Source organism: Bradyrhizobium sp. HKCCYLS3013, from assembly GCF_051167615.1.
GTDB lineage: Bacteria > Pseudomonadota > Alphaproteobacteria > Rhizobiales > Xanthobacteraceae > Bradyrhizobium.
In genome coordinates, this window is record NZ_JBNPTK010000003.1 from 365,452 (window position 1) to 382,928 (window position 17,477).

18 protein-coding genes are annotated in these 17,477 nt (G+C 64.6%); 8 read left to right on the forward strand and 10 right to left on the reverse strand.

From position 1 onward, the window contains the following. Positions 1-7: 7 nt before the first annotated feature. The 5 genes from ACQR1F_RS08400 (at position 8) to ACQR1F_RS08420 (ending at position 4,468) form a co-directional block, all read left to right on the forward strand. The gene (locus ACQR1F_RS08400) at positions 8-544 is read left to right on the forward strand and encodes a DsbE family thiol:disulfide interchange protein (protein WP_434912807.1); all 537 of its coding nucleotides are present in this window, start codon (positions 8-10) and stop codon (positions 542-544) included. Beyond that, positions 541-1,053, forward strand: a complete 513-nt coding sequence (locus tag ACQR1F_RS08405) for a cytochrome c-type biogenesis protein (protein ID WP_315769962.1) — start codon at positions 541-543, stop codon at positions 1,051-1,053. The genes ACQR1F_RS08400 and ACQR1F_RS08405 overlap by 4 nt, the downstream gene beginning before the upstream one ends. After that, the gene (ccmI, locus tag ACQR1F_RS08410) at positions 1,050-2,369 is read left to right on the forward strand and encodes a c-type cytochrome biogenesis protein CcmI (RefSeq protein WP_434912808.1); all 1,320 of its coding nucleotides are present in this window, start codon (positions 1,050-1,052) and stop codon (positions 2,367-2,369) included. The genes ACQR1F_RS08405 and ccmI overlap by 4 nt, the downstream gene beginning before the upstream one ends. 64 nt (positions 2,370-2,433) lie before the next feature. Then, a complete protein-coding gene (locus ACQR1F_RS08415; protein ID WP_315804948.1) occupies positions 2,434-3,087 on the forward strand; it encodes a response regulator transcription factor in 654 nt (217 codons plus the stop codon). Between the two features lie 4 nt (positions 3,088-3,091). Continuing rightward, positions 3,092-4,468: an ATP-binding protein gene (locus tag ACQR1F_RS08420; protein WP_434912809.1), complete on the forward strand. Its 1,377-nt coding sequence runs from the start codon at positions 3,092-3,094 to the stop codon at positions 4,466-4,468. 182 nt (positions 4,469-4,650) lie between these two features. Here ACQR1F_RS08420 and ACQR1F_RS08425 read toward each other — a convergent pair whose 3' ends face one another. The 3 genes from ACQR1F_RS08425 to ACQR1F_RS08435 form a co-directional block, all read right to left on the reverse strand. Beyond that, complete coding sequence (locus ACQR1F_RS08425) at positions 4,651-5,022, reverse strand: c-type cytochrome (protein ID WP_434912810.1); 372 nt, start codon at positions 5,020-5,022, stop codon at positions 4,651-4,653. A 149-nt stretch (positions 5,023-5,171) separates the two neighbouring features. Further along, positions 5,172-5,876, reverse strand: a complete 705-nt coding sequence (locus ACQR1F_RS08430; protein WP_434912811.1) for a Crp/Fnr family transcriptional regulator — start codon at positions 5,874-5,876, stop codon at positions 5,172-5,174. A 169-nt stretch (positions 5,877-6,045) separates the two neighbouring features. Then, positions 6,046-6,342, reverse strand: a complete 297-nt coding sequence (locus tag ACQR1F_RS08435) for a putative quinol monooxygenase (RefSeq protein WP_315804939.1) — start codon at positions 6,340-6,342, stop codon at positions 6,046-6,048. Between the two features lie 348 nt (positions 6,343-6,690). Between ACQR1F_RS08435 and ACQR1F_RS08440 the strand changes: the two genes are divergently transcribed. Genes ACQR1F_RS08440 through ACQR1F_RS08450 form a run of 3 tightly spaced genes read left to right on the forward strand, consistent with a single transcriptional unit; the run spans position 6,691 to position 8,824 of the window. After that, positions 6,691-7,479, forward strand: a complete 789-nt coding sequence (locus ACQR1F_RS08440) for an SDR family NAD(P)-dependent oxidoreductase (RefSeq protein ID WP_316216097.1) — start codon at positions 6,691-6,693, stop codon at positions 7,477-7,479. After that, a complete protein-coding gene (locus ACQR1F_RS08445) occupies positions 7,476-8,330 on the forward strand; it encodes an SDR family NAD(P)-dependent oxidoreductase (RefSeq protein WP_316182166.1) in 855 nt (284 codons plus the stop codon). The genes ACQR1F_RS08440 and ACQR1F_RS08445 overlap by 4 nt, the downstream gene beginning before the upstream one ends. Continuing rightward, a complete protein-coding gene (locus ACQR1F_RS08450) occupies positions 8,327-8,824 on the forward strand; it encodes a nuclear transport factor 2 family protein (protein ID WP_434912812.1) in 498 nt (165 codons plus the stop codon). Before ACQR1F_RS08445 ends, ACQR1F_RS08450 begins: the two co-directional genes overlap by 4 nt. 992 nt (positions 8,825-9,816) lie before the next feature. Here ACQR1F_RS08450 and ACQR1F_RS08455 read toward each other — a convergent pair. From ACQR1F_RS08455 to ACQR1F_RS08485, 7 genes are read right to left on the reverse strand one after another with little or no spacing between them, the layout of a single operon-like run. Then, the gene (locus ACQR1F_RS08455) at positions 9,817-10,308 is read right to left on the reverse strand and encodes a GlcG/HbpS family heme-binding protein (RefSeq protein WP_434912813.1); all 492 of its coding nucleotides are present in this window, start codon (positions 10,306-10,308) and stop codon (positions 9,817-9,819) included. Further along, positions 10,305-11,570: an amidase gene (locus tag ACQR1F_RS08460; protein ID WP_434912814.1), complete on the reverse strand. Its 1,266-nt coding sequence runs from the start codon at positions 11,568-11,570 to the stop codon at positions 10,305-10,307. Before ACQR1F_RS08460 ends, ACQR1F_RS08455 begins: the two co-directional genes overlap by 4 nt. Further along, positions 11,570-13,183 (reverse strand): ABC transporter substrate-binding protein, encoded by a 1,614-nt coding sequence (locus tag ACQR1F_RS08465; RefSeq protein WP_434912815.1) that lies wholly within the window; start codon positions 13,181-13,183, stop codon positions 11,570-11,572. The genes ACQR1F_RS08460 and ACQR1F_RS08465 overlap by 1 nt, the downstream gene beginning before the upstream one ends. A gap of 46 nt (positions 13,184-13,229) precedes the next feature. Continuing rightward, entirely contained in the window at positions 13,230-14,684 is a 1,455-nt protein-coding gene (locus ACQR1F_RS08470) for an amidase (RefSeq protein ID WP_434912816.1), read from the reverse strand. Continuing rightward, the gene (locus ACQR1F_RS08475; protein WP_434912817.1) at positions 14,674-15,666 is read right to left on the reverse strand and encodes an ABC transporter ATP-binding protein; all 993 of its coding nucleotides are present in this window, start codon (positions 15,664-15,666) and stop codon (positions 14,674-14,676) included. The genes ACQR1F_RS08470 and ACQR1F_RS08475 overlap by 11 nt, the downstream gene beginning before the upstream one ends. Then, a complete protein-coding gene (locus tag ACQR1F_RS08480) occupies positions 15,663-16,625 on the reverse strand; it encodes an ABC transporter ATP-binding protein (RefSeq protein ID WP_434912818.1) in 963 nt (320 codons plus the stop codon). The genes ACQR1F_RS08475 and ACQR1F_RS08480 overlap by 4 nt, the downstream gene beginning before the upstream one ends. Beyond that, a complete protein-coding gene (locus ACQR1F_RS08485; protein ID WP_434912819.1) occupies positions 16,625-17,476 on the reverse strand; it encodes an ABC transporter permease in 852 nt (283 codons plus the stop codon). Before ACQR1F_RS08485 ends, ACQR1F_RS08480 begins: the two co-directional genes overlap by 1 nt. Position 17,477: the final 1 nt, after the last annotated feature.

Here is a 17,477-nt window from a genome sequence, read left to right on the forward strand (position 1 = left end):
ACGAGATATGCCGCGCCTACCCTATCTCATACCGCTCGCGGCTTTCGTCGCACTGGCCGCTGGACTGGCTTTCAGCCTGACCAACGATCCGAAGCGGATGCCCTCGACCCTGATCGACAAGCCGACCCCGCGTTTCCAGCTCGCGTCGCTCGACGGCAAGGCCGGCGGTCTTGCCAGTACCGACCTGCAGGGCGACGTGGTCCTGCTCAACGTGTTCGCATCCTGGTGCCCCGGATGTCGCGTCGAGCATCCCATGCTGCTCAAGCTCGCGGAGAGCTCCGCGATCCCGATCTATGGGCTGAACTGGAAGGACGATCGGAACGACGGCAAACGGTGGCTTGCCAAGCATGGCAGTCCCTATGCCCGTGTCGGCTCCGATGAGTCCGGCCGGACCGGCATCGATCTTGGCGTGACCGGCGTTCCCGAAACCTTCGTGATCGATCGGGCCGGCCGCATCCGCTTCCGCTATCCCGGCCCGCTGACCGAAGATGTATGGCGGGACGATTTCGAACCTCTGCTGAAGGCACTCAGGAGCGAGTCATGAACTGCCGGCGGATCAAGCGCGCGGCCGAAGCGCTGCTCGTCAGCTCGCTCGTGCTGACGGCGACCTGGTCGCCATCTCGTGCGGTGCTTCCCGACGAAATGTTGCGTGACGAGGGGCTGGAGGCCCGCGCGCGCGCGCTGGGCCAGGAGCTGCGCTGCGTCGTTTGTCAAAATCAGAGCATTGACGACTCCAACGCTCCATTGGCGCATGATCTGAGGGTGCTGCTGCGCGATCGCCTGCAGGCCGGCGACAGCGACCGGCAGGCGGTGGACTTCCTGGTCGCACGCTACGGCAACTTCGTCCTGCTCAAGCCTCCCTTACAGTGGAATACCATCGCGCTGTGGATCGGTCCCCTGCTCGCTTTGCTCACGGCCGCCGTCGGCTTCGGCCGCTACGTGCGCCGGGCGGCAGCCAATGCGAGTGCGCCCGAGGCGGAGCACGTCGCTCCGCTCAGCGCCGACGAACTCGAAGCCATCGAGGCGATCCTCGATCGAAGGAGCCTTTCATGATGCTGTGGCTGATCCTGACGGCGATGATTTCCGTGGCCGCCGTGCTCATATCGACGCCATTCATCCGCAGCTACGAGCGGAGACGGTTGGCTTCGGCTCAGGGACTTGCCGTCCACCACGACCAGCTCCGCGAGATCGAGAGCGAAACCGCACGCGGCCTGATCGACAAGTCGGATGGCGAGAACGCGGCCAGCGAGATCAAGCGGCGCATTCTCGCCGCAGCCGCCGCCGAACAGCCGCCGGCGCCCTCCCTCACCAGCTCCGAACGAAAATTTGCGCTCGCCGTCGTCACGATGACCGTGGTGTTCGGCTCGGTCGTCCTGTACGCGGTCATCGGAAACCCGGATGTCCCCGCGGCCGCGCCGGTCCAGACCGCCGGCGGCACGACGCTGAAGTCGGTTGGCGAAGCGCGAACGGACGCCGGCACCCAGGCCATTGCGTCGTTGGAGCAGATGGCCGGCCAGGACGGTCGCGACCGCCCGCAGCAGGGCAGCGGACTGCCGCCGGTCGAAGAGATGATCCAGCGTGTGCAGACCCGACTGGAGCGAAATCCCAGGGATCCGGACGGATGGCGGCTGCTGGGCTGGTCCTTGTTCAACATCGAGCGCTTTGCGGAGGCGGCGCAGGCCTATGCGCGCGCAATGGAGCTGCGGCCAAGCTCGGCAGAGTACCGCAGCGCGCGGGGCGAAGCGCTGGTGCGGGCCGCGGACGGCACCGTCAACTCCGAAGCCCGCGCGGATTTCGACGAAGCACTCAAACTGGATCCCAAGGACGCGCGCGCCCGTTTCTTCATCGGCGTCGTGAAAGAACAGGATGGAGACAAACGGGGTGCGATGGCCGACTGGACGGCGATCGTATCGGAGGCCGATCCGAACGAGCCGTGGCTGCCTGATCTCAAGCAGCGGCTCGGCGCGCTTCGTCGCGAGCTCGGGGAGGATGACGGCTCGCCATCGCCTGCCCGGTCGAACCTGTCCGCCGAGCGCATGCAGGAACTCCTGCGCTCCGGCAAGACCGCGGCGACCGAGCCGGTGGAGCCGCGCGGCCCCCGCGCCGAGGACATCCGCAAGGCCGAAGGCATGTCCACACAGGATCGCAACCTCATGATCCGGGGCATGGTGGATGGCCTTGCGAGCCGACTCGAACAATCACCGCGCGATGCAGAAGGCTGGATCAAGTTGATCCGCTCGCGGGTGGTGCTGGGTGACGTCGAGGCGGCGAAACAGTCGCTGCAACGCGCACTGTCGGTCTTTGCGGAGGACGTTCCGGAGCGCACGCGCATAGCTGACGCAGCCAAAGAGCTCGGGATCAATCCATAGCGTTCGAGGGCCCGATCCGCGTATCCGCATCGTCGGAACCCGTTCGGCAACCGGAGGAATGGCAATGCGGATTCTGCTCATAGAGGACGAGCCCGTCTACGCGGAGCGCATCAGGGAAAGCCTGGCCGACGCCGGTTTCGAGGCGGATCTCGCCACCGATGGCAGGCAGGGCTGGATGCTGGGCAACAGCCAGCCCTATGATGCCGCGGTCCTCGACCTCGGCCTGCCGTGCATTTCGGGCCTCGACGTGCTGCAACGCTGGCGTCATACCGGCCACACGCTGCCGGTGCTGATCCTGTCCGCCCGCAGCGGCTGGGTCGAGCGTGTCAACGGCCTGAACGCAGGCGCGGACGACTATCTCGAAAAGCCCTTCAAGGCCCAGGAGCTCGTCGCGCGGGTCAAATCGCTGCTCCGTCGGGTTTCCAGCAGACCGGAGGCCGTGCTCCGCCTCCGGCAGATCGAATTCAACGCGGCGGCTGGCCTGGTCAAGAAGGACGGGGAGATCGTCGACCTGACTGCACTCGAGTTGCGCGTGCTCGAGTTCCTCATGCGCCGCGCCGATCATATCGTGTCGCAGACCGAGCTGCTGGAGCACATCTATCCGAGCAGCGACCATCGCGACTCCAATACGGTCGAAGTCTACATTGCCCGGCTCAGGAGAAAGCTGGGGCGGGACTGCATTCGCACCGTCAGAGGCATGGGATATCGCTTCGGATAGAGCCATGTTCAGCCGCAACTTCCGAGCCCGGATGATCGCGGTCGCCGCGATCTGGATTTCAATCGTCTTGTTCGCCAGCGGGCTCGGGCTCTCGATCGTCATTCGCCGTGTCGTCGAGGCCCACTTCGATCACGACCTGCTGGATCACGCCCGCGAGCTCGCCGATCTCGTGGAACTCGACGCAGCGCAGCGGCTGTTCATCGCCCGCAATCTGAGCGATCCGCGTTTCTCTCCGGCCAGATCCGGAATGTATTGGCAGGTCATCCTGCAGAACGGCGAGACCGTGCGTTCGCCCTCGCTACAGGATGACCTCTCTCTTTCAGTCACGCCCGACCAGGCCCGCGAGGGCTCACTGCCTCCCTCCACGGCGCTGGCGAATGTGGAAGGACCGACCGGGCCGATGCGGATGGTCCGAAACATCAGCGAGCCGTCTCGTCTCGGGCAACCCGTCGAAATCCGAATCGGCGCCGACGAGCGACTGATTAGTGACGAGATGGAGCACCTCAATCTGACACTGATGGCGACGCTGGGTCTGCTGGCCCTCGCCATGGTTGGCACCGCCTACGCTCAGGTCGCCTACGGCCTGCGGCCGCTGCAGCGGATGAGCCGCGCCATCGTGGACGTGCGCAGCGGCAAGACCACACGCCTGCCCGAGGACCTGCCGGAGGAAATCATGCCGCTCGTCACCGAACTGAACGGGATGATCACGGCAAACCTCAGCATGGTCGATCGCGCTCGCGTGCTCGCAGGCAGTTTTGCACACGCGCTGAAGACGCCTCTGGCAATCCTCGACGAGGAGGCCGCACGGCTGAAAGCATCCGGTCAGGAGAGCCACGCGCAGATCCTGTCGGAGCAGTGCTCGCGCATGGCGCTGCTCATCGACTACCAGACGGCGCGTGCAAAGGCCTCCACGATCGCGAATGCCGGTGCGTTTGCGGTCGTCGCCGACGTCTTGAGAAGCATCATCAATACCTACTCGCAATTCAGCCCGGGGCACGACCGGCGGTTCGAAGTCGAAGGAGCAACCGACATCGTCGTTGCCTGCGATACCAACGATCTGACCGAGCTCATCGGCAACCTGCTCGACAACGCGGCAAAATGGGCACGTGACCGCGTCGTGGTTTCGATCGAGGATCTCGACAGCACCGTCTTGATCACGGTGGAGGACGACGGGCCCGGCATTCCAGTCGAACATCGAATGCGCGTGTTCGACGTGGGCACGAGACTTGACGACGCGAAGCCGGGCACTGGCCTCGGTCTGGCGATCGCCCGCGACCTGACCAGCCTCTATGATGGCCGACTGTGGATCGAGGATTCGCGAATTGGGGGCGTCGCCCTGAAGCTCGCACTTCGAAAGAAGGGTGATCCAAGCTCATCGTGACATGACTGGTGCCCGCAAAGCGACCGCAGCGGCATACGGCACGAAGCCAGTGGAGCAGGAAATCACCATGGCAAGATGCCCTGGGCCGGCGCGCCAACGACGCCAGCCGTAGTCGGTGAGAGGCTCCTTTCGAACATCGCGGGTCAGCAGCGTCGGCAAAATCGCAAGCTTCCCCGGCCGCGCTATCTCAGTGTCGAGAGATAGGCGACGACGTCGGCCCGCTCCTTCGCGTCCGCCAATCCTTTGAAATACATCTTGACCCCGTGAACGTCCCCGCGAGGATCGGCGATATAGGCATCCAGTGCCGTTGCGGTCCAAGGCGCGTTGTTCTTTTTCATGCTGTCCGAATAGGCGTAGTCCGGCACAGCCGCCGGCTGGCGCCCAACGATGTTCCAGAGGCTCGGGCCGACCTTGTTGACGCCGATCTCGGCAGAGTGGCAGTTATGGCAGATGCGCTGGAAGATGCTTTTCCCGGCGACCGGATTGCCGTCGAGCGCGCGGGCGCTCGGTGCCAGGCTGACGAGAACGGCGACAAGAACGATGCGGCGGAGCATGCGAGATCTTTCCCTTTTCGATGACGCCTTGAACAAACCGCACCGAAGAGCGGCATCTTTTAGTTCAGGCGCGGCCGCCGCTGGAATACGCGGGGCTCGGTGCCAGACAGGGAAACCCGAGCGCAAAGCTTGCCTTGGCCTGGTGACGTCTAGCTCTCCACGGGGTCGCTCGAGCTGAGGCGTTCGATCGCCTCCAGGTCGTGAATCGTGACCGACGCGTACTTTGCCGTCGCAATCCCATCCTGCTCGAGACTCTTGAGCAGACGATTGATCGTCTGCCGGCCGACCCCAATCATCACCGCAAGGTCCTCCTGCGACAATCGCAAATCGATGACCAACCCTTTCTTGGTCTGTCGCCCGTGACTCTCTGCGAGCCTCTGCAATTCCTGCGCAAGCCGGTGAAGTGGACGCCGATTGCGGAGAATGATCAGGTTCTGCATCGACACGCGCAGGTGATCGCAGACCATTCGAACAAACGCAGAATAATACTCGTTGCTCTCGTTGATGAGCGCCTCGAACCGCTCCTGGCTAACGTGAAACAGCACCGCCTTGCCGATGGCGAATGCGTCATAACCATATGGGCGCCCGTCGAGGGCAGAGGTGACGCCGATCCACGACCCAGGCGAAGAGATCAGCAGGAAGGAGGGATTGCCGGACAGCGAAAAGCTGGTCAAGCGCACCTGCCCCGACACCAGGGCAATCACTCCGTCCCGGGAGTCGCTCGCGGAATAGATCAGGGAGTTGTCCGCGTTTCGAACGCGACCCAGACGAAGAATGTTGTCCGCCAATGACGGAGAAAGGCCAGCAAACCACTTGTTCCTGCGCAGAACAGCCTTGAGGACCGCTTTGTTCATTCGTCGCCACACATGAAGACGGGATGGTCGCTGTCGCGACATCTGTCATCCCATATCAGTATAGCGGAGATCAATCGAGGTGGCCGGGCTCCCGGCGGTGTAGGCCCACCCCAGCGCGAGTCGCCGGATGGGGTAAAATGAGGCGCGTCACACCGGCGGCCCGCCAGCGCTAGAACGATTTTTCCTCGGCCTCATAGATGGTCATGACGGGCGGTCTCGCGCACAGCTTGGCGACCTCCTGCACGAACGCCCGTGACTCGGGTCGGGCGAAATGCGCCTCGAGCGCGATGGCGTCACGCCAGCGCTCGAAGAAGCGCAGACGGAGCGAGTTTTCACAATCGACCTGCACGGTGTGCTCCACGCAGCCGTCTTCCATACGCGAACGATGCACATGCTCCAGGCTGATCTTCATCAGACGATCAAAGCTTTCGCCAAGCCCGTCCACAGACCCCACAACGATGATCATCGGCTCACATCCTCACTCTTGTGTTCCTCAGAAGGCGCCGGATCGCTGTCCTCGGCGAATGGCATGAGCGGGATCGTGCGGACGTCGAGACCTCGGCGCCTGGGATGGACGCCAGAACATTGGTTGCCTCGGTTGTCATGCTGACCGTCGTTTCCCCGCGAAGTTGATTTTCTTGCACGCGGCGACCTGCGTCCCGGCGCCCTCGCCCGCTCAAGCTAAGGTGATTTTGTGCATCGATTGTCGCGATTGCGACAGTCTCGGCCATGATCTGTGCTTGTCTCTTGGCGGCGTCACGACGCGGCACGGCCGGAGGCGCAACGGGCAACCATGTCGAAACGAGGAGACCCGATGTTGCTGACGGCCGAACGCCTCTTCGCAGTCGAGGGCTTGGTCACCATCGTGACCGGCGCGGCGAGCGGACTTGGCCTGGCCATTTCCCGGACCATGGCAGCCAACGGTGCCGATTTGATCCTGGTTGACAGGAACGAGACCGAACTGAGGCGGATCGGCGAGGAGATCATCCCGGGGGCAGAGATCGCGACGGTCGATGTCGCAGATCCAGCCGCCATCCGGCGGACGGTCGATGACGTCATCGCGCGCAAGGGCCGGCTCGACGTCATGTTCGCGAACGCCGGCATCAGCGGGGGAGCCGGAATTCGATTGCCGCAGGGCCACATCGAGAACGTCGATTTCGCAGCCTGGAATGACGTTATTGCCATCAACCAGACCGGCGCGTTCGCGACCATCCAGGCTGCGGCCCGTCACATGAAGGCGCAGCGCGGCGGTCGGATCGTGGTCACGGCGTCGGTCGGAGGATTAAGAGGCTCGGCAGCGACCGCCTATGCGTATGCGGCCGCCAAGGCCGCGGTGGTGAACCTGGTCAGGCAGGCCGCGCTCGAGCTCGCCACGTTCGACGTCCAGGTCAATGCCATCGCGCCCGGCTTCTTCCGGACGGGGCTCGGCGGAGGCCGCCTGCTGGACGAGGCCGCGACAGCGCCGCTCCACGCCATGGTGCCGATGAACCGGCTTGGGATCCCCGACGAGATTGCCGGCGTCAGCCTGCTGCTGGCATCGCCGGCCGCGAGCTATATCACCGGATCGGTGTTCACCGTGGACGGCGGAATCAGCGCGGCATGAAGCACCTCGAAGGCAAGGTCGCGGTGATCACGGGAGCTGCCAGCGGCATCGGGCGCGAGCTGGCCGCTGCCTGCGCTGCGCAAGGAATGAAGCTCGTTCTCGCCGACGTCGATCGCGACGGACTATCAGCCACGAAAGACCCGATGCCGGGCGGGATTGCCGTGCACACGGCGCAGTGCGACGTGTCCAGCGTCGAAGCGGTTCAACGCCTCGCCGACCTTGCCTTTGAAGAGTTCGGCAACGTTCACCTGCTCTTCAACAACGCCGGTGTCGCGGCGCTTGGCCCGGTCTGGTCCGCAACTCCCGAGGACTGGACGTGGGTGCTCGGAGTCAACCTCCTGGGCGTCGTCAACGGCATTCGCAGCTTCGTGCCGCGCATGATGGCTGCAGGCGACGAGGGCCACATCGTCAACACGGCGTCAGCCGCGGGGTTGACCGCCGTTGCGGGCTCCGGCGCCTACTGCGCCAGCAAGCACGCGGTCGTAGCCTTGTCCGAGTGCCTCTTGAAGGACCTTCAGCTCGCCGGCTCTCCTCTCAAGGTCAACGTGCTGTGCCCCTCGCTGGTCAAGACCGCCATCGCCGACTCAGGCCGACATCGGCCCGCACATCTGGCTTCGACAAACCCCGACACTGCAGCATATGATCAGCGCGTCAGAGCGGGAATGGAGGAATCCGAGGTCAGCGCCGCCGATGTGGCCAGCATGACGATCCAGGCCATCCACGACGACGAATTCTACATCCTTCCGCATCCCGCGGTGCGGCTCCGGGTCGAGGAGCGGCTTCGCAACATCATCGGTGATCAACATCACCACCAGCCAGACGGCCTCCTTGGGTCGACGGATGAACCATGAGCAATTCAAACGAGACCGCCGACCTCAGAGCCAGGATCGAGGCGCTCGAGAAACGCGTTGCCGAGCATGATGATCGCGAGGCGATCCGGACACTGCGCTGCACGTACCACGAATACGTCAACCAGGAGCGCGTCGCCGAACTGGCCGATCTCTTTGCGGAGAACGCCACCGTCTCCTATGGCGGTCGGCCGTCGGTGACCGGCCGCGAGGCCATCCGCGACTTCTTCCTCAACTTCCCGATCAAATGGGCGCGTCAATTCATCCACGCGCACGTCGTCGAAATCGATGGCGACCGCGGCAGAGGCTACAGCCATCTCGACGGGCGCCCCGTTCTCAACGGCAAGAGCCTCATGGTCGGCGGCCGGTTCGATGATGAATATGTCAGGGAAAACGGCCGTTGGCTGTTTTCGAAAGTCGTGTTGACGACCTGGTACATGGTCCCGGTCGAGCCCGGCTGGGAAGCCGCGGCAGCGACCAGGCCGGCCCAGACCTGAGCTGCACGAACTGAGGCCTGCTGATTTGACGGCCGAGCTCCGTCAGACGTGGATAGCGGCGCCGACAAGGACGGCGTCATGCACGATCTTTCACGGGCCGTGCCCCGGCCCGCCCCGACTGGCGCCAACGCTGGGCACGCGTCGCTGCGGGGTCACTTACCCTAGCAACGTCACTGCGGCGGAGTCGGGGCGCCCGGCGCGACGGGTTCCATCAGACGGAATCAAGCTGATTTGGCCCTGTCCACAACTTCTGAATAAATTAATTCTGTTGCTTTTTTTCAGAAACCATGTTTATGTATCGCCATCCTGGACCCGCCGAGAGGGGCGCTTCGCGATCGTCACGAGACGTGGGGTCTGGGGATGCGGTGGCCGCAGGCGTGCTGCAGCGGGCTTACGGGCTCGCCGACGAACGGCAGGCTTGCGGACGTGAAGACGCGTGGTCCTGGCGCCCCGATGCTGGCGCCAAGTCGTCGGGCGATGATCCCGAGGGCGACGGTGGCTAAGAAGCCGGACACCGGGGAGATCGCGACATAAGCGTGAAAACCATCGCGCGGGGAATGCCGGGATGTCTCGGCTGAACCTGTGGTTCCTGCCGCCTGCTTTTTTTCGCAGGCGGGCCATGGGTGCGGCCAGCGCCCGGCATTCCCCGCGCCCTCTCATTCTCGAGGGCGGAACGACCGGCAGAACTCGGACGCCATCGCGCCGCGGGACCGCAGCCCCTCGCCCGAACGAAAGGCGCGAGGCTGGAACAAACCGCAAACAGATTTGAATTTGAGGAGAGAGAGATGGTGCGCTCGGAGGGCGGAGACGTCGGTTGCGATTCCAATGCCTTATCTCGCAAGCGGACCGAAACGGTGCTTATCGAACGGAGATGGGCACTTTCTGGCGCCAGTATTCTTCAGCATGACCGCCGTTTTCAGACCGCCAATTTCCACATCCGCACCTTGGTTTCGAGCTAATCGCCCGGCATTTTCACGCAGGAGATTAGGTGGTCAGACCTGCCCCTGGTGCGTCGTCCCCCTGATGATCCCTGTATCTTCTGCCCCCATGGGTTTGAAGTCGATGTACATGTCGGCGCCAGGGATGGCGGCCGCGCCAGCGCGGGCGACGGCGAGATCCTGCGCACCAGACCCGGAGCCCGCCGCCACCGCGCCGAGGATGAAGCCGTCGACGCAAATCGGCAGCCCGCCGATCAGGTTGGTCCAGCGGCTCTCATGCGCCAGGGTGACCTGGATTTCCACATCCGCGTGAGCCCCGCCGGTCGGCGTCCCCGACAGCGCCGAGGTCCGCGCCTTGTTGATCGACGAGGTCACGCTCAGTCCCTTCGCGCCGTCCATGCGCCCAAACGCCAGCAGGTTGCCGCCACTATCGACAACAGCAATGCACATGGGCTGTCCGATCCGCGTCGCCTCCGCGATGGCAGCGTTCAGCACCTTGAGCCCACCTGGAAGCGTCAGCGTCCTCGTGTCCTTGACGTCGGTCATGGTTGCTCGTCGAACAGGCCTATGGAGAAGTCCCGGGCCAGCGTGCGCGCTGCAGCGATCAGCGGCGCATCGCCGCCGCGCCAGCCGATCAAAGACAGCCCAACCGGAATCGGGCCGGATGTCGCCACAGGCAGGCTCACCTGCGGAAGCCCCGTCAGTCCGGCGATGCACGTGAGATCGACGATCCGGTGCACGGCAGCGCGGATCTCCGACAGACGCGCATTGCGCGCGATCGGCAGAATGGGCGAGGTCGGCAGACACAGCATGCGCCGCCCGTCCAGGAGATCGTCGAGACGCTTCGCGGCTGCCGCGCGGAACGCCTTGGCGGCAGCGAGTTCGTCCATCGTGATGCGGCCGTCGTCAGCGAAGGCGCCGGCCACCTCCGAGGAGAAGCGCGGGTTCACCCGATCGATCCAGTCGCGAAACGTCGCGTGGAATTCGCTCTTCTGCAGGACGCGCTGATGGCGTGCCCAGTCGAGCAGCTGACCGTCAGCCAGAGGCGACGAATGGGTTGTCGTGGCATTGCCGAGCCGGCCGAGAACCGGTTGCAACGCGTCCCAGGCCGGCGCATCGGCGAGCGCGAAACAGTCAGATGCAATGACGATCTCCGGGAGCAAGGCGTCCGCGATCGGCTCGCTGAGAAGCACGGCGCCGACCCGGCTGAACGTCTGCGCGTCCCTGGTAAAATAGCCCACCGTGTCGAACGACGGCGCCTGAGTCATCAGGCCGGCGACCGAGATACGGCCGTGCGTCGGGCGCAGGCCGTAGATCCCGCAGAAGCTCGCGGGCGTGCGCACAGAGCCGCCGGAGTCGGTTCCCAGGGCGACATCGACCAGGCCACCGGCAACGGCCGAGGCCGAGCCGCTCGACGAGCCGCCGGGGACGCGATTCGGCGCGCGCGGGTTGAGCGGCGTTCCGTCAAACCTGTTAATGCCGAGCAGCCCGAGCGAGATCTCATCGGTGATGGTCTTGCCGGTCAGTGCGGCGCCGGCGCCCAGCAGCGCGTCGACAGCCCAAGCGTCCGCCTCCGCGGCGTCATGCGTGGCGGCCCAGTCGGGATTGCCGCAACCGGTCACCTCGCCGGCAACATCGAACAGATCCTTGACCGCAAAGGTCAGGCCCGACAACGGGCCCGACCGGTGCGGTGCCCGCCGAATGATGGCGCCAGGAATGAAGGCCCCGAGAGTGTCCTGCACGAGATGTCCCCGATGAAAAGTAGGCGCGCCCGACGCGAGCGCACCTGCCGTCCTCTTATCCCGCATCACTCCTTGTAGAGCTTGCGGAAGTCCGGATGCGTGTGGAACCAGTACTCGAAGCCCTTGACGTTCTTCTGCATCGCATAGTCGGCAAAGCGTGTGTAGAGCGGGATGCGCGGCAGATCGGTCATCACGATGTCGACCATCTTGTTCAGGCTCGTCTTGTAGATCTCGGGATCCCTGGTGAAGCGGGCCTCGTCGATCACCTTGTCGAGACTGGGATTGACGTAGTTGGCTGTGTTGAACACCGAGTTGTTGCCGCCATGGAAGGTCCAGAAGAAGAAGTAGTCGGGGTAGTCGAGCCAACCGTAGAACTCGGCGATGACCATCGGCATCGTCTTGCTGGCCATCTGGGCGAACCAGTTCGAGCCCGGTACCTTTTCGATCGTGAGTTCGACGCCGATCGACTTCAACGCTTCCTGGATCAGGATCGCGGTCGGCTCACGCACGGTGGACTCGCTGAGATCGATTGACAGCGTGGTCTTGAAGCCATTCGGGAAACCGGCCTCGGTGAGCAGCTGCTTGGCTTTCGCGAGATCCTGGCCATGCTTGATCGGGACCGGCCAGGTCGCATCAGGATAGGGCTTGGCCGGGTCGCCGTCGAACATCGGCTTGGCGCGGTTGTAGAGGGCGGAGCTGACGATCTCCTTATAGGGGATAGCGTAGGAGATCGCTTCACGCACCTTGGGATTGTCGAACGGGGCGATCTTCACGTTCATGTCGACGAAGACGAGGTCGTTCTGCACGGGCACGCCGATGATCGTGACCTTGCCCTGCTCCGCCAATTCGGCATAGTCCTTCGGCGGCAGGCCGACCGACATGTCGACGTCGCCCTTCTCCAGCAGCGCGCGGCGCGTGCCGGCCGATGCGATCTGCCGATAGACTACGCGCTTGAGCTTTGGCAGCGGTCCGGACTTCCAGGCGTCGAAACGGGTGAACACGGTCTGCTGTCCCGGCGTCCAGGACTCCACCTTGTAGGCGCCTCCGCCGCAATCATTGCGTGACACCCAGTCGAACGCCCAGGGGTCCTGCGCGGTGGCGTGCTTCTTGGCCAACTCGGAGTTGATGATGACTGGCACGGGCACGACGAGATCCGGCATGGTCAGCTTGTTGAACTGATCGAAGGTGGCCTTGAAGGTGTGATCGTCGACGACCGAGAACTGTTCGGGCTTGACCAGCGAGCCGGCCGCCATCTGCACCGCCGGGAAGCCGCCGGCGGCGATGGCACGGTCGAACGACCATTTGACGTCCTTGGCGGTGACCGGCGTGCCGTCGTGGAACGTCGCGTCCTTGTGCAGATGGAAGATGTAGGTCTTGCCATCCTCACTAGCTTCCCAGCTCTCGGCGAGCTCCGGCGTCATGATCTTCGCGTCATAGGACACCGTGCCGTCCGCGAGCGTCTTCTCACCATGGCTGACGAGCCGGTCATAGGCCTGCCAGACCACCATGCGGCTGTGATCATTGGCGGTCGGCACCATCGTGTCGAGACCGTTGGGGCCCATCTCCGACACGATCACCAGGGTGTCCTTGGCGATCTCGGCCGCGCGCGCAAGGGCGCCTGGCAGCACAGCGGACGCTGTGAGCAACGCCGCTGCAACGAGACTGCGATAGAGCTTCATATCGTGCGTCCTTTCTGGATGTTTCAGGTGGGTGGTGGAGGCAGTGTCAGAGGCCGAGCTCGGTCAACAGCTTCGGCCATTTGTGCGCCCACGGACGCGCCTGTTCGAAGGCGCCGGAGGCGGCGAGCACGGTCCGATCCGCCAGATGGCGGCCGATGATCTGCATGCCGACAGGAAGACCCGTGTTGGTGAAGCCCGCGGGGATGGTCGCGGCGGGCTGGCCGGTCAGGTTGCAGATGAAGGTAAAGCAGAGCCAGTCGCCGGTCGTGACCATCTTGTCTTCGATGATCTCGGGCCCCTGCATGTAGAGCGGAAAGGCCGGCACCGCGAGCGTCGGCGTAATCAGGAGATCGTAGTTGGCCATGAACCGCCACATGCGGTTGCAGACCATCTGGCGGATCATCTTGGCGTCGGTGAATTCCTCGGCCGTCCACTGCCGCTGCAACAGCGCGACGAGATGCGGCGACATCTCCTTCTCGCGCCCCTTCATCATTCGGCGCAGGCCGGTGAGGTCGGTGTCGCCGGCGACGATGGTCCAGAAATGCGGAAACGGATCGTCCCAGCCGGGATTGGCGCGCTCGACCGTGCAGCCGAGATCGGTCTCGAACACGCGGACCGCCTCGGAGACGACGCGACGGACTTCCGGGTCGACGGGCGCATAGCCCCAGTCCTCGCTGTAGGCAATGCGGAGACCCTTGATGCTCTCCTTCGTGGCCTCGACGTAGTCGAAATCGGCTGATGGAATCGAGTACCGATCGCGCGGATCGGGTCCGGTGATCACCTTGAGCATCAATGCGGAGTCGGCCACGGTGCGGCTCATGGGACCGACATGTTCGAGCGACTCCCAACTCGATACGCCGGGATAACGCTCGTCCCGGCAGCCTGGATACAGCGGCACGCGGCCCATGGAAGCCTTGATGCCGTAGAGGCCGCACAGCGCCGAGGGAATGCGGATCGAGCCACCGCCATCGGAGCCGATCGCGAACGGCGCAACGCCTGACGCGACCGAGGCGCCGGAGCCGGCGCTCGATCCGCCCGACGTCATGTCGAGATTCCAGGGATTGCGCGTCGCCGGAAATACAGGATTGTGGCCGACGCCGCTGTAGCCGAACTCCGGCACGTTGGTCTTGCCGATGATGACGGCGCCGGCTGACTTGAGGCGTTCGACGACGATGTCGTCCTCATCCGGCACGAAGTCGCGGTAGAGCGGCGACCCCATCACGGTGAGGATGTCCTTGGTCGCGACCAGATCCTTGATGCCGATCGGCACGCCGGCGAGCAGGCCGGGATCCTCGCCAGCCGCGATCTTCGCGTCGACGGCGGCGGCCGCAGCACGCGCAACGTCGGGGGTCGGCGTGCAAAAGGCATGAATGTGCGGCTCGAGCTTGTCCATGCGGCGCAGGACCGCCTCGGTGACTTCAGTGGCCGAGAGAGTCTTGTCCTTGACCTTCGCCGCAACGGTGACGGCGTCCATGCGGCAGATCTCGTTGTCAGCGCTCATCGTTTCCTCCAGCGGGTGAAACAGCGAAGTGGCAGGCGGCGAAATGATCCGGCCCGGTCGCGCGGAGCGGCGGCATGGCCTTCGCGCAGATGTCAGCTGCTTTCGGACAGCGTCCGTAGAAGCGGCAGACATTGGGATCGGGATTGATCGGGCTGGCCGGGCTGCCGTCGAGGCGCGGCCGGGCTTCACCGCGCCGCGCGGGATCCGGGATCGCGGCGACCAACGCCTGGGTGTAGGGATGGCTTGGTGCGGTGAACAGCGCCTCGGCCGGCGCGATCTCGACGATCTTGCCGAGATACATCACGACCACGCGCGAGCACAGCAGCCTGACAACGTTGAGATCGTGCGACACGAACAGATAGCTCATCGACAGCCGCGCGCGCAGGTCGGCCAGCAGCCGCAGGATCACGGCCTGCACGGAGACGTCGAGCGCCGAGGTCGGCTCGTCCAGGATCAGCAGCGAGGGCTCGACGGCGACCGCGCGCGCGATGCCGACGCGCGCGCGCTGGCCGCCCGACAGCTGATGCGGATAGCGCTGCAGCAGCTCGTCCGGCAGCCCGACAAGCGCAGCGGTCGTTTGAACACGGCGCGCGATCTCGGCGCTGTCGGTGATGCCGAGCAGCCGCTTCAGCGGATCGGCAATTGCCTGGAACACGCGGAAGGATGGATTGAGGCTCTCGGTCGCGTCCTGGAACACGACCTGGATGCGCCGCCGGTTCGGCGACGCCGCGAATTTCGTCTGCGTGATCGCGGTGAGATCCGCGCCGTCCATCAGGACATGGCCTGCGGTGGGGTCGATCAGACGGCCGAGCAGGCGCACCATCGTCGACTTGCCGCAGCCGGATTCACCGACGAGGCCGACGCTTTCGCCGGCTGAGATCGTCAGGCTGACATCGTCGACCGCGTGGAGCATCGCCCCCTTCCCTGCCTGCTTGATCGGGTACAGCTTGGACAGCGAGGTGACCTCGAGCAGCGGGGTCATGACAGCGGAAACCGGCAACGCACGAGATGCTGGGGCGACAACTTGGTCCACGGCAGCTCCGCTTCATCGCAGATCGGCTGCCTAAGCTCGCAGCGCCCGCTGAAGCGGCATGGCGGCAATGCACCGCGCAGATCGGGCAGATGGCCGGGAATGGCATTGAGGTCCTCGAGGCGCGATTCCGGCACCGGCGTCGCCGCCAGCAGCCGGCGCGTATAGGGATGTGCCGCACGCGCGAGCAGCTCTTCGGTCGGAGCGATCTCGACGATGTGGCCGGCATGCATGACGGCGATGCGGTCGCAATATTCGCCGGCGAGACCGAGATCATGGGTGATCAGCAGTGTCGACATCTGCGACGCGCGGCTCATCTCGCGGATCAGGTCCATGATCACGGCCTGGGTCGTCACATCGAGTCCCGTCGTCGGCTCGTCCGCGATCAGCACGGAGGGCGTGCAGGCCAACGCCATCGCGATCATCACGCGCTGGCACATGCCGCCGGAGAGCTCGAACGGATAAGCCTCCGCGCGGCGTTCGGGATCGGGAATGCGTACCCGCGCGAGCGCGGCGATCGCCGCCGTCTTCAGCTCGCGCCGTGGCAGCGCGGCATGCTCCTGCAGGACGTCCTCGATCTGCTTGCCGACCTTGCGGATCGGATTGAGCGCGGTGCGTGGGCTCTGGAAGATCATTGCCATCTCGCGGCCGCGCAGCTCGCGCATCGCCTCGGGGCGCGCTGCGAGAAGATCGATGCCGCCCATCGTGATCGCGCCCTTGGTGATGCGCGCAGCCGCATCGTTGAGGCCCATCACAGTGTAGGCGGTGACGGATTTGCCGGAGCCGCTCTCGCCGACCACGCCGACGATCTCGCCGCGCGAGACCGACAGGCTGACGGCATCCAGCGCCCTCACTACGCCATGACGCGTGCGGAACTCCACCGAGAGATTGTCGATCTCGAGCTGGGCCATCACACGCGCTTTCTCGGATCGAGCAGATCGCGCAGCCCGTCACCCAGCATGTTGAAGGAGAATACCGCGAGCACAAGCGCCGCGCCCGGGAACATGAAGGCCCACCATTCACCGGAGATGATGTAGCTCGCGCCTTCCGAGACCATGATGCCCCACTCCGGCGTCGGCGGCCGGACCCCGAGTCCGATGAAGGACAGGCCGGCGGCATTGAGGATCGCCCAGCCCATGTTGAGCGAAGCCTGCACCATCATCGGCGGCAGGATGTTCGGAACGATATGGTTAATCAGGACGCGCAGCGGCCCGTTGCCGCCCATGCGCGCCGCCTCGACATAGCCGAGCTCGCGCCGCACGTTCACCTCCGCACGCGCGAAGCGGCAGTAGAACGGGAGATTGATGATCATGGTGGCGATGATGATGTTGGCCACGCTGTTGCCGAGCGCCACCACGATGCCCATTGCAAGCACGAACAGCGGGAACGCCATGATGGTGTCCATCGCCCGGCCGATGATGCGATCGGTCCAGCCGCCGAAATAGCCGGCGACCGCTCCGAGCGCGAGGCCGACCACGAAGGACAGCACCACCGCCGACACCGCCATGCCGAGATCGAGACGCGTCGCGACGATGACCCGGCTCAGGATGTCGCGGCCGAGCGCATCGGTCCCGAACGGATGCAGAAGGCTTGGACGCGCGAGCTTCGTGGTGGCCGACGTGAGCAGCGGATCGTACGGTGCGATCGACGGACCGAAAATCGCGCATAGCGTCAGCAGCGCCAGGATGATCGCGGCGACCAGCGTCAGGCGGTTTTCGCCGAACGCGTAACTGGTGTTGCGGGCGAGCGTGACGAGACTCATC